This window comes from Tessaracoccus defluvii, from assembly GCF_014489575.1.
Lineage (GTDB): Bacteria > Actinomycetota > Actinomycetes > Propionibacteriales > Propionibacteriaceae > Arachnia > Arachnia defluvii.
The window spans coordinates 1,364,116-1,376,110 of the sequence record NZ_CP060789.1; the positions used below are offsets into that span (position 1 = coordinate 1,364,116).

Here is an 11,995-nt window from a genome sequence, read left to right on the forward strand (position 1 = left end):
CTACGTGCATATCGCCACAGCCGCGGCCTGAGCCAGCAGAATGCACGCTGGAGCCAGATTCGTGCTCGGCGCAGCAGACGGATGGACGACGAGCCAGACGGACGTCCGACGACCGTGACCGATGCCCGACGACCGTGGCCGATGGACGACGAGCCAGGCGACTGAACAGCCAGCCCCTACTTCACCGCACCCGCCGTCAGACCTCCGATCAGGCGCTTCTCGATCAGAGCGAACAGGATGATCACCGGCACGATCGCGATCAGCGCCACCGTGAACAGGTACTGCCAGTCCTGGATATAGAGGCCCAGGAAGCGCGGCATCGATACCGTCAGCGGCTGCAGGTCCGGCGCGTTGACGAGGATCAGCGCCGCCGCGTACTCGTTCCACGAGTTCACGAAGACGAAGACGATCGCCGTCACGATGCCCGGCCACACCAGCGGCAGCGAGATGCGGAACATCGTCTGCAGGCGGCCGAGGCCGTCGATGAGGGCGGCCTCGTCGATCTCCTTCGGCACCCCGGCGAAGAACGCCTGCATGATCCAGATGGCGAAGCTCAGGTTGAAGGCCGCGTTGATGAGGATCAGCGCCCTCCATACCGCGTAGCCCGACCAGCCGCGGAACTCCTGGAACAAGCCCACGGCGAGCACCGTCGGCTGCAGCATCTGCGTGCACAGCACCAGCAGAAGGAAGACGAGGCGCCCCGGAAACCGGAAGCGCGCGACGTAGTAGGCGGCGGGCGTCGCGACGACGAGCACCAGCAGCGTCGCGCCGAGGGAGATCACCGTCGTGGCCAGCAGCGACGCAGCCGGGTTCACCTCGCTGGACCAGACCGTCAGGTAGTTGCTGAACTGGGGCGACGCCGGGAAGTAGGCCGGCGGAATGTCGGTCACCTCCAGCCGCGTCTTCAGCGACGTGATGAGCATCAGCGCGTACGGGAACCCGAAGAAGGCGACGATGGCCAGCGACCCGCCAGGGCGACCTTGACGCCCTTGGCCTCGGCGTCCGTGACGATCGGCGAGTGCGCAACGAGCATGCCGAGCAGGCCGGCCTGGAAGAGGGTCGCGACGTCCTGCCGGTTGTCCTCGAGGTTCGGCTGCGTGTAGCCCGCCTCGAACATCTTCTTCATCTGGGTGAAGCCCTCGACGGCCTCGGGGGTGTCGGCCTTGAGTTCACCGTCGACGATCCAGGAGCCGCCGGCTCCCCAGAGCCACAGGGACGACTCGACCTGGGCCTCCTCGTTGCCGAGCGGCATGCCGTAGGCCTTGACGTCGCCGCCGAGAGCGGCCAGCTTCGCGGAGGCCTCCTCCAGCTCGGCCCACGACTTCGGAGCGGCGGCGATGCCGGCCTTGTCGAACAGGTCGACGTTGTAGGCCATCATGCGGGCGCTGGCGATGTCGGGCGCGGCCCACTGCTTGCCGTCGGCGCTCTGGCCGTTGGCCAGCAGGGACGGCTCGATGGCGGCCAGCGTCTCGGCGCTGACAACCTCGTCGATCGGATACAGGATGCCCGCCTCGGCGGACGCTGCGAAGGCGTTGTCGTTCAGGATGTCCGGGTAGTCATTGGCCTGGATGCGGGCGGCGACCTTGTCGGAGAAGCCCTCCCAGCCCTCGATCTGCAGCTTCACCTCGACCTTGGGGTAGGTCTTGTTGAACTCCGCGATGATCTTGTCCCAGTCACCCTTCGACGAGTCGGCGTACGACGGCGCGAGGATGCTGATCGTCGTCTCGAGCGCCGCGGGTCCTCGGACGTGGCGGGCGTTCCGCCGTCGCCGTTACCGCCACCGCCGCCGCAGGCCGACAGCACGAGCGCCGGATAGGGCGGCCATACCAAGCTTGAGGACACGTGCGTTCACGTGTGACTCCCTTCATCGGGTCACTACGCCACCTGAGTGGTTGACGTTGGTCGTGATCCTAGAAAGAGAGTTCGAACGCGCATAGGTTTGTGATCAAACAGCCTCAGACTAACAACTGATCACTTCGATCGTTCGTTTGTCAGAAGCCGAGCCTGTTGAGGTACTTGGCGTCACGCTGCCATTCCTTGAGCACCTTGACGTGGAGGTTCAGGTGCACGCGGGTGCCGAGCAGGTGGTTGATCTGTTCGCGCGCCGCGGTGCCGATCTCACGGAGCCGTGCTCCCTTGTGCCCGATGATGATGCCCTTCTGCGACTCCCGCTCCACGACGATCGACGCGAAGACGTCGGTCAGCGGCTTGTCCTCTGGGCGGTCGGGGCGCGGCAGGATCTCGTCGATGACGACGGCGATCGAGTGCGGCAGCTCGTCCCGGACCCCCTCCAGCGCCGCCTCACGGATCAGCTCCGCGATGAGGGTCTCCTCGGGCTCGTCGGTGATCTCCCCGTCGGGGTAGTAGACGGGACCCTCCGGGAGCAGGCGGATCAGCTGGTCGCGCACCAGGTCGACCTGGTCGTTGGCGACGGCCGAACACGGGATGACCTCTGCCCACTCGATGCTGAGTTCCTCGGCGACGGCGGCGACGTCGACGAGGTGCGACAGGACGCGTTCCTTCGACACCAGGTCCGTCTTCGTCGCCAGCGCCACCAGCACCGGTCGCCGCTTCAGCTTGGCGATCTCCCCGATGATGAACTTGTCGCCGGGGCCGATCCGCTGGTCACACGGCAGGCAGATGCCGACGATGTCGACCGAGGCCCATGTCTCGTAGACGAGGTCGTTGAGTCGCTGACCGAGCAGCGTCCGCGGCCGGTGCAGGCCGGGGGTGTCGATCAGGACGAGCTGCCCGTCCTCGCGGGTGACGATGCCGCGCACGGCGTGGCGTGTGGTCTGCGGCTTGCTGGACGCGATGGCGATCTTCTGCCCGACCAGCGCGTTCGTCAGCGTCGACTTGCCGGCGTTCGGGCGCCCGACGAAGCAGGCGAATCCTGAGCGGTGCACGGTTTCAGTCATCTTCGTCCTCATCGTCGTGGGTTGTTGTCCCGAGTTCCCCGGGAGCGAGCTGGCGCACCAGCACGGTGCCGATCTGGTGCCGCCGTCCGACGGCGCGGTCGGCGACGAGTTCGATGTCGCCCACCACCGTCCTGGAGCCGGGGATCGGCACCAGGTTCAGTTGCTTGGCCATGAGGCCGCCGACGGTCTCGACGTCGTCGTCGTCGAGGTTGACGCCGAACAGGGCGCCCAGCTCGTCGAGCGGCAGCCGGGACGAGACACGGTAGCGTCCCTCCCCCAGCTCGGCGATCGAGGGCGCGTCGTGGTCGTACTCGTCGACGATCTCGCCGACGATCTCCTCGAGGATGTCCTCGATGGTCGCGAGCCCCGCCGTGCCCCCGAACTCGTCGATGACGACGACGAGGTGCGTGTGGCTGAGCTGCATGTCGTGCAGCAGTTCGCTGACCTTCTTGGAGTCCGGCACGAAGGCAGCGGGGCGCATGATGTCGCCCACCGTCTCGATCCGCTCCGCATCCGGAAAGTCGTAGATCCGCTTCGACACGTCCTTGAGGTAGACGATCCCGACCACCTCGTCGAGGTCCTTGCCCACCACCGGGATGCGGGAGAAGCCGGAGCGCAGCGCGAGGCTGAGCAGCTGCCGCAGGGTCCGCTCACGGGTGACGAACACCACGTCGGTGCGCGGAACCATCACCTCCTTGACGATGGTGTCGCCCAGGTCGATGACCGAGTGGATCATCTTGGACTCGCCGGCCTCGATCAGCTCGTTGGCCTCGGCCGCGTCGACGAGGTCGCGCAGCTCGGCCTCACTGGCGAACGGGCCGTCGGCATAGCCGCGGCCGGGAGTGAGGACGTTGCCGAGGAGGATCATCAGCTGCGCGAGCGGGCCGAGCACCGTCGTCAGGACGGAGACCAGGCCACCGAACCGGCGCAGCGTCCGCTCCGGGTTCTGGCGTCCGAGCGTGCGCGGCGCGACGCCCCACAGGATGAAGGAGACGACGAGCATCAGCGCAACCGTGACGACGGCACGGGCCCAGTCCATCTGGAACTGGGTGAACATGACGATGGCGACGACGACGATGGAGGTGATCTCCAGCCCCATCCTTGTCACCATGACGGCGTTGATGGACGGTGCGGGATCCTGGGCCAGGAGCTGGACGCGTTCCGCGCCCCGCTCGCCCTGCTCGACCATGCGCTCGGCGCGGGCCTTGGTGATGACGCCCAACGCGGTCTCTGTCGCGGCGAGCAGCGACGCGCCGACGGCGCAGAGGAGGGCTATCCCAAGTTCAATCCATTCGGACTGGGACACGGTGGCTCATCAACTCGCTCAGCTAGGCAGTACGTGCCGGGGATTCTACCGGCTCAGGCGCGATCGGCGCGGGCGAGATCCCAGGCGGCGATGATCCGATCGTTGAGCCCGAACATGATCGCCTTCTCCTCCGGCTCGGCGTGATCGTGCCCCAGGAGGTGCAGGAGCCCGTGGATGAGGAGGTACTCGGCCTCCGCGTCGGGCTCGCGGCCATTCTCGGCGGCCTGTCGCGCGGTCACCGTCGGGCACAGCACGATGTCGCCGAGCAGCCCGAGCGGGGGCTCCTCGTCGTCGGCAGGCGCCCGCAGCTCGTCCATGGGGAAGCTCATGACGTCGGTCGGGCCGGTGAGGTCCATGAACCGCACGTGGTAGTCGGCCATCGTCTCCTCGTCGACGAGGAGGATCGACAGCTCCGCCTGCGGATGGATCCGCAGCTTGTCCAGGGCGAACCGGGCGAGCTCGACCAGGCCGAGCTCGTCGGCCTCGACGCCCGACTCGTTGTTGATGTCGATCATGCTCCACCTCGGTGCTGCCGGTTGGCGTTCAGGGACTCGAACTCGTCATAAGCGGCGACGATGCGGCCGACGAGCTTGTGACGGACGACGTCGCGCGACGTCAGGGTGCAGAAGGCGATGTCGTCGAGCCCGTCGAGCACCTGCTGCACCCCGCGGAGGCCGGAGCGCACGCCGCCGGGCAGGTCGATCTGCGTGACATCACCGGTGACGACGACCTTCGAACCGAACCCCAGGCGGGTCAGGAACATCTTCATCTGCTCCATCGACGTGTTCTGCGCCTCGTCGAGGATGATGAACGCGTCGTTGAGGGTCCGACCGCGCATGTACGCCAGTGGGGCCACCTCGACGGTGCCGGAGGTGAGCAGCTTCGGCACCGAATCCGCGTCGACCATGTCGTGGAGCGCGTCATACAGGGGCCGGACGTAGGGGTCGATCTTGTCGTTCAGGGTGCCGGGCAGGAACCCGAGCCGCTCCCCCGCCTCGATGGCCGGGCGGGTCAGGATGATGCGGCTGACCTCCTTCGCCTGCAGCGCCTGCACGGCCTTCGCCATGGCGAGATACGTCTTGCCGGTGCCTGCGGGGCCGATGCCGAAGACGACGGTGTGCTGGTCGATCGCGTCGACGTAGCGCTTCTGGTTCAGCGTCTTCGGACGCACCGTCCGCCCGCGGGAAGAGACGATGTTCTGCGTCAGGATCTCGGAGGCGGCGGCGTGCGGGTCGTCGGCCATGGCGACGATCCGCTCGACGGTCTCGCCGCTGAGCCCCTGACCGGTGCGCAGGATCGTGACCATCTCCGTGAGGATCTCGGTGGCCTTGGCGACGTCGCTGGCCTGACCGGTCACGGTGACCTTGCCCCACGCACGTGCAGGTCGGCGGAGAGTTGCTCTTCGAGGATCCGCAGGAAGTCGTCGCGCGGTCCGAGCAGGGAGACCATGTCGATCGACGGGGGTACCGAGACGGTGCGGGTGGCGACGCTCTCGGTGAGCGCGTTGCTGCTGTTCAGGGTCAGGCTCCTGGTCGGTGGTTTCGTTGCCGGTCTCCCAGCTTAGTCCCTCGTCCCGGACTCACTCCTCGAAGAACTCCGTCTCGTCGTCGCCGATGATGTGCATCGCCGCCTCCTCCGCGCTGGCCGCGCCCCCGCGATCCCGACGTCGACGCCCAACGTGTCCTCCTTGCCCGCACCCTGCACCGACATCAGCCGGCCGGCCCGCTCCTTGCCGACCTGACGTGGCTCCTTGTCGGGGTTCCACGGTTCGTCGGGGTCGTCGGCGGCGGGTTCTGGGACCTCCTGGCGCAGCCGCATCTCGATCGTCTCGCCCTGCCGCTGTTCCGCGACGGTGGTGCCGTAGCTCATCGCGCCGGACCAGAAGTCGGGAGGCGTGTAGCCCTCGTCCAGCACGTCCTCGACTCCCCGATCAATCAGGGAGTCCCCCGGCTGTAGCTGGTCCAGCTGCTCGGAAGGTTCTGGGATGCTCGCGCTGTAGACGTCTTCCATGACCCGATCTTGCCACCCCCGGGCCCGCACTTCTCGGACTTCAGCCACCTCGCCCGATTCGCGTGGGGAGTCGTATGCTGCCCCGGTGCCCGCCGTAGACGAGACCATCGACCCGACCAGCCCCGGCCTGGCGCCGCGACCGCGCGGCGTATATGACCTTGTGCTGGCCCTGTTCTGCTCACTGCTGCTCATCTCGAACATCGCCGCAGTCAAGCTGATCCAGTTCGGTGGCGACGTGTCACTGGGCGGATTCCAGGTCCTGCCGCTTGTCCTCGACGGCGGCGCGCTGCTGTTTCCGCTGACCTACGTGCTCGGCGATGTGCTCGCCGAGGTGTACGGCCTGCGCGGCGCCCGCCGCGCCATTGTGCTGGGCGGCGTCGTGTCCGTGATCGCATCGGCCACCTTCGTGCTGGTCGGCGCGCTGCCGTCGGCCACCGACTGGGGCAACCAGGAGGCGTTCACCGCGGTGCTGGGCTTCGTCCCCCGGATCGTGCTCGCCTCGCTGCTCGCCTACGCCGTCGGACAGCTCCTCAACGCCTGGGTGCTGGTGCGCCTGAAGCGCCGCACCCGCGAGGGGAGCCTGTGGGCCCGGCTGCTCGGCTCGACCATCGTCGGCGAGCTCGCCGACACCGTCATCTTCTGCCTCGTCGCGTTCGCCGGCATCATCTCGGCCCCCGCGATGCTCAACTACATCGTCGTCGGCTACCTCTGGAAGGTCGCCGTCGAGGCGGCGCTCCTGCCGGTCACCTACCGGGTCATCGCCCTGGTGAAGCGGCACGAGCCCAGCTACCGGGCCGCGTAGAACCGCCCGAGGAACGCGTCGCGGAACTCGCGGAACCGGCCCTCGTGGATGGAGGCCCGGATGTCGTCGACCAGCCGCACCGTGAAGCGCTCGTTGTGGATCGTCGCCAACGTGGACGCCAGCATCTCCTTCGCCTTGAACAGGTGGTGCAGGTAGGCCCGCGTGTAGTGCGCACAGGTGTAGCAGTCGCAGCCCTCCTCCAACGGGAGGAAGGAGCGACGGTGGCGCGCCGTGTTGACGTTGTAGCGGCCGTCTGCCGTGTAGATGGCCGCGTTGCGGGCGACCCGTGACGGGTTGACGCAGTCGAACGTGTCGGCGCCCATCTCGACGGCGGCGAAGAAGTCGTCCGGCTCGGAGATCCCCAGCAGGTGCCGGGGCTTGTCGACGGGCAGTTCCTCGACCATCCAGCCGATGATGGTGCCGAGGTTCTCCTTCTCGAGCGCCCCGCCGAGGCCGAAGCCGTCGAAGGACACGCCGTCGACCTCCAGCTCCGCGAGCCCCCGGGCCGCCTGCCTGCGCAGGTCCTCGTACTGCGCGCCCTGGATGACGCCGAACAGCGCCTGGTAGGGCTTGTCTGCCCGCTGCCGCGTCAGCTCCCCGTGCGCCGCGAGGCAGCGCCCCGCCCAGCGGTGGGTGCGCTCGACCGAGGCCTCCTGGTAGGCGCGGGTGTTCATGAGGGTCGTCAGCTCGTCGAAGGCGAACATGATGTCGGCGCCCAGCTCGTGCTGGATGCGCATCGAGACCTCGGGCGTGAACCGGTGTCTCGTCCCGTCGAGGTGCGACTTGAACGTGACGCCGTCCTCGTCGACGTGCGCCATGCGGGTCTTCCCCTCAGCGATGACGTCGTCGTTCTGCAGGCCGGCGGTGTCCATGGCCAGCACCTTGCGGAATCCGGCGCCGAGGCTCATCACCTGGAAGCCGCCGGAGTCGGTGAACGTGGGGCCTGGCCAGTTCATGAAGCGGCCGAGGCCGCCCGCCTCGTCGATCAGGTCGGAGCCGGGCTGCAGGTACAGGTGATAGGCGTTGGCCAGCACGGCCTGCGCCCCGACCTGCGCGATGGACTCGGGCAGCACGGCCTTGACCGTGGCCTTGGTGCCGACGGCGATGAAGGCGGGCGTCTCGATGTCGCCGTGGGGGGTGTGGATGACGCCGGCGCGGCCCGGTGCGCCGTCGATGGTGGCGGTGACGTCGAAGGAGAAACTCACGCCCGCACCCTCGCGAGCGCGTCGAGTTGGCCGAGCGCGACGGCCGCGGCGGTCGAGGTGCGCAGCACGCCGTCGCTGACCAGCACGGCTCGGGCGCCCGCGGCGACGAAGGCGTCGAGTTCGGCCGGGGCGATGCCGCCCTCGGGGCCGACGATGATCAGCCCCGTTCCCGACGCGGGGAGGTCGACGGCGGCGATGTGGTCGACGGCGTCCTCGTGCAGCACGAGCGCCACATCGGCCGCGGCGATCAGTTCGCAGACGCGGGCCGTGCCGGCAGCCTCCACGTCGGGCAGCCAGAGACGGCGGGCCTGTTTGGTCGCCTCGCGGGCGGTGGCCCGCCACTTCTCGAGCGCCTTGGCGCCGCGGTCCCCCTGCCAGCGGACGATCGACCGGGACGCCTGCCAGGCGACGATGCTGCGGGCGCCGACCTCGGTGGCCATCTGCACGGCGAGTTCGCTGCGGTCGCCCTTGGCCAGCGCCTGCACCGTCGTCCAGGCGATGCCCTCCACGGGCGCGGGGAGCGCCTCGGCGACCGCGACGACGAAGCGGCGCTTGTCGACGGCGGTCACCGTGCCCCGCACCCCCAGCCCGCGGCCGTTGCCGAGCAACACACCCTCGCCGACGGCGAGCCGCTTCACGGCCACCGCGTGGTGCGCCTCGTCGCCCTCGACCGCGATCTCCGTCCCGGGGACGGGCGCCGCGTCGAAGTCGACGAGGTAGAGGGCATCGGTCACGAGAACCACTCGGAGAGCTTGCCGAACATGCCCTTGCCGCCCTTGGCCGCGGCGATGGCCTCGGGGCGCATCTCGTCACGGGCCTCGGCGAGCTGACGGATCAGCTCGCGCTGGTGGTCGTCGAGCTTGGTCGGGGTCTGTACGAGCAGGGTGACGCCCAGATCGCCGCGCCCGCCGCCGCGCAGGCGCGGGACTCCCCTGCCCTTCAGCGCGATGCGGGTGCCCGACTGGGTGCCCGACGGCACCTCGACGGCGACGCTGCGCTCGTCCGGGGCCGAGCCCTCCCAGTCGGCCTCGAGCGTGGCCACGTCGACGGTGGTGCCGAGCGCGGCCGCCGTCATCGGCAGCTTGACGACGACCTCGAGGTTGTCGCCCTCGCGGCGGAAGTGCTCGTGCTCGGCGACGGCCAGTTCGACGTAGAGGTCACCGGCGGGGCCTCCGCCGGGGCCGACCTCGCCCTGGCCCTCGAGGTGGATGCGGATGCCGGTGGAGACACCAGCGGGGATCTTGACCTGCAGGGTGCGGGTGCTGCGGACGCGACCCTCGCCGGAGCACTCACCACAGGGGCGCGGGATGATCGTCCCGTAGCCGCGGCAGGTGGGGCAGGCCTGGCTGGTGCGGATGTCACCCAGGAAGCTGCGCTGGATCTGGCTGATCTCACCGTTGCCGTCACAGGTGGAGCAGGTCACGGGCTGACTGCCCTCCTCGCCGCCACGGCCCGTGCACTTCGGGCACACGACCGCGGTCTGCACCTTGACGGGCTTCGTGACACCGAAGACGGCCTCGTGCAGCAGCAGGTTGACCCGCACGAGAGCGTCCTGGCCCTGCCGGACGCGGGAGCGGGGGCCGCGGCTGGACGCAGCGCCGAACATGGCATCGACGAGGTTGCTGAAGTCGAACCCTCCCGCGAAGCCGCCGCCGAAGCCGGAGAAGCCGGCCCCACCCTGGCCCATCGGGTCGCCGCCGCGGTCGAAGACGGCGCGCTTGTTCGGGTCGCTGAGGACCTCGTAGGCCTCGCTCAGTTCCTTGAACTTCTCGGCCGCCTCGGCGTCGTCCTGCGCGACGTCGGGATGCACCTTCATGGCGCGGCGACGGTAGGCCTTCTTGATGGCCTCGGGGCTGGCGTCGCGCTCGACGCCGAGGATCTCGTAGTAGTCCTTGTTCATATCTTCTGTCTGTCAGCCTTCGATGAGGAATCTGCTCACGTACCTGGCCACGGCGCGCACCGCGGCGATGGTGGACGGGTAGTCCATGCGGGTGGGCCCGACGACGCCGAGCGACGACCCGAGGTCGACGCCGTACCCGGCGGCGACCAGGCTCGTGGAGTGGAAGCCCTGCGTGGTGTTTTCCTGGCCGATGCGCACGGTGATGTCGTCACCGGCGGCCTCCCCCAGCAGTCGCATGAGGACGACCTGCTCCTCGAGGGCCTCCAGGAGGGGCCGCATGCCGGTCTCGAACACCGACGACGCCAGGTTCGGCACACCTGCCACGACGACCTGCAGCGCCGGCTCGTGGGCCAACGCCTCCAGCACGCCGGCCACGAGCGGGGCGGCCTCAGCTCGCGACTCGGGTGCCAGCGACTCGAGGACGCCCGGCAGCGCGGCCGCGGCCTCCGCCGGGGTCCGTCCAACGGCTGCGGCGACCAACCGGGCCCTGAGCGTCGCCAGGGCATCGGCCGCGATCGGGGCCTCGACCATCGTCTGGTCGACGGCGCCCGTCGAGGACACCGCGATCGCCAGCACCCGGTCGCCGCCCAGCGAGACGAGGTCGATGTGACGGATCGAGCTGCGCTGCGCCACGGGGTACTGCATGATTGCGACCTGCCGGGTCAACTGCGCGAGCAGCCTCACCGTTCGCATCACCAGATCGTTGATGTCCGCCGTCCCGCTCATGAACGTGGCGATGGCGCTGCGTTCCGCCTGGGACAGCGGCTTGATCTGGGCCAACTTGTCGACGAAGAGCCGGTAGCCCTTGTCCGTCGGGATCCGGCCGGCGCTGGTGTGGGGCTGCGTGATGTAGCCCTCCTCCTCCAGCGCCGCCATGTCGTTGCGGACGGTGGCGGCGGAGACGTCGAGCTTGTGCCGCTCCACCAGGGCCTTCGAGCCCACCGGCTCCCGGCTGGCGACATAGTCGGTCACGATCGCGTTCAGCACGCTGAGCTTCCGGTCGTCGAGCATTTCACCTCCCGTGGGTCGCTGGCACTCGCACTGGCCGAGTGCCAGTGTAGCGCCGTCTACGATGGCAGCATGACGCTCACCTGGACCCCAGTGACCGACCGCGTGTACGTGACGACGCTGGAACAGCACCGCGTCAACGTCGGCCTCATCGTCGGTGACGATGCCGCCGCGTTGATCGACTGCGGCAACACCCCGGAACAGGGGGCGGAGCTGCTCGCCTCTGCCCAGGCCCTCGCGGGGGTGCCGGTGACGCATGTGATCCTCACCCACGGCCACCACGACCACGTCGGCGGCCTGCCTGCCCTGGAGGCGCTCACGTCGGTCTCGCACAGCGCGGTCGCCGCCCCGACCACCATCAAGCTCGTGCTCGTGCGCTCGTTCGAGCTCGGCAACCAGCGCCTCGAGGTGATGAATTTCGGCGACGCCCACACCGACGGCGACCTGTTCGTCCTCGCCACCGACGCGAACGTCGTGTTCGTCGGCGACATGCTCGAGGAGGGCTCCGACCCGCAGGTCGACGAGACCACCTCGCTGGCGAACTGGCCCACCGCACTCGACGGCATCCTCGGCGCCGCCCGGCAGGAGACCATCTTCGTCCCCGGCCACGGCGCACCGGTCGACCGCGACTTCGCGTTCATCCAGCGGGCCGAGATCGCGATGATCTACAGCCAGACGGAGATGCTCATCCAGCAGGGCGTCAAGCTGGCCGACGCGGCCGCCGCGACCGAGTGGCCCTTCAGCGCCGAGACCCTCGCCGTCGCGTTGCCGAAGGCGTATGCGGAGCTGGCCGCAAAGGGCATCGAGCCCCGCACCCAGCTGCCGATCTTCGGCATCTGACGGGGC

General features: G+C 68.9%; 12 protein-coding genes and 1 pseudogene. 2 read left to right on the forward strand and 11 right to left on the reverse strand.

Annotated features, from left to right (window positions below; translation table 11 throughout):
• Positions 1-176 precede the first annotated feature (176 nt).
• The 7 genes and pseudogenes from H9L22_RS06575 to H9L22_RS06605 form a co-directional block, all read right to left on the reverse strand.
• Positions 177-923 carry a carbohydrate ABC transporter permease gene (locus H9L22_RS06575; protein WP_187722082.1) on the reverse strand — a complete coding sequence of 249 codons (747 nt, stop codon included), beginning with the start codon at positions 921-923 and terminating at the stop codon, positions 177-179.
• Positions 923-1,717, reverse strand: a complete 795-nt coding sequence (locus tag H9L22_RS06580) for an extracellular solute-binding protein (RefSeq protein WP_187722596.1) — start codon at positions 1,715-1,717, stop codon at positions 923-925. The genes H9L22_RS06575 and H9L22_RS06580 overlap by 1 nt, the downstream gene beginning before the upstream one ends.
• Positions 1,718-1,991: 274 nt before the next feature.
• On the reverse strand, positions 1,992-2,918 hold the full coding sequence (era, locus tag H9L22_RS06585; protein ID WP_226966174.1) for a GTPase Era: 927 nt from the start codon (positions 2,916-2,918) through the stop codon (positions 1,992-1,994).
• Positions 2,911-4,224, reverse strand: coding sequence for a hemolysin family protein (locus H9L22_RS06590; RefSeq protein ID WP_187722084.1), 1,314 nt, complete (start codon positions 4,222-4,224; stop codon positions 2,911-2,913). The genes era and H9L22_RS06590 overlap by 8 nt, the downstream gene beginning before the upstream one ends.
• A 53-nt stretch (positions 4,225-4,277) precedes the next feature.
• Positions 4,278-4,739: an rRNA maturation RNase YbeY gene (gene ybeY / locus H9L22_RS06595; protein ID WP_187722085.1), complete on the reverse strand. Its 462-nt coding sequence runs from the start codon at positions 4,737-4,739 to the stop codon at positions 4,278-4,280.
• Positions 4,736-5,673: pseudogene (locus H9L22_RS06600) on the reverse strand (PhoH family protein). The gene ybeY and the pseudogene H9L22_RS06600 overlap by 4 nt, the downstream one beginning before the upstream one ends.
• 111 nt (positions 5,674-5,784) lie before the next feature.
• Positions 5,785-6,234 (reverse strand): hypothetical protein, encoded by a 450-nt coding sequence (locus H9L22_RS06605; RefSeq protein ID WP_226966175.1) that lies wholly within the window; start codon positions 6,232-6,234, stop codon positions 5,785-5,787.
• 85 nt (positions 6,235-6,319) lie between these two features.
• Between H9L22_RS06605 and H9L22_RS06610 the strand changes: the two genes are divergently transcribed.
• The gene (locus H9L22_RS06610) at positions 6,320-7,036 is read left to right on the forward strand and encodes a queuosine precursor transporter (protein ID WP_226966176.1); all 717 of its coding nucleotides are present in this window, start codon (positions 6,320-6,322) and stop codon (positions 7,034-7,036) included.
• Here H9L22_RS06610 and tgt read toward each other — a convergent pair.
• From tgt to hrcA, 4 genes are read right to left on the reverse strand one after another with little or no spacing between them, the layout of a single operon-like run.
• Entirely contained in the window at positions 7,021-8,241 is a 1,221-nt protein-coding gene (gene tgt, locus H9L22_RS06615) for a tRNA guanosine(34) transglycosylase Tgt (RefSeq protein WP_187722087.1), read from the reverse strand. The two genes, H9L22_RS06610 and tgt, sit on opposite strands and share 16 nt — an antisense overlap.
• Positions 8,238-8,975: a 16S rRNA (uracil(1498)-N(3))-methyltransferase gene (locus H9L22_RS06620; protein WP_187722597.1), complete on the reverse strand. Its 738-nt coding sequence runs from the start codon at positions 8,973-8,975 to the stop codon at positions 8,238-8,240. Before H9L22_RS06620 ends, tgt begins: the two co-directional genes overlap by 4 nt.
• Positions 8,972-10,141 carry a molecular chaperone DnaJ gene (gene dnaJ / locus H9L22_RS06625; protein WP_187722088.1) on the reverse strand — a complete coding sequence of 390 codons (1,170 nt, stop codon included), beginning with the start codon at positions 10,139-10,141 and terminating at the stop codon, positions 8,972-8,974. Before dnaJ ends, H9L22_RS06620 begins: the two co-directional genes overlap by 4 nt.
• 12 nt (positions 10,142-10,153) lie before the next feature.
• Complete coding sequence (gene hrcA / locus H9L22_RS06630) at positions 10,154-11,152, reverse strand: heat-inducible transcriptional repressor HrcA (RefSeq protein WP_187722089.1); 999 nt, start codon at positions 11,150-11,152, stop codon at positions 10,154-10,156.
• Between the two features lie 69 nt (positions 11,153-11,221).
• Between hrcA and H9L22_RS06635 the strand changes: the two genes are divergently transcribed.
• Entirely contained in the window at positions 11,222-11,989 is a 768-nt protein-coding gene (locus H9L22_RS06635) for an MBL fold metallo-hydrolase (RefSeq protein WP_187722090.1), read from the forward strand.
• Positions 11,990-11,995: the final 6 nt, after the last annotated feature.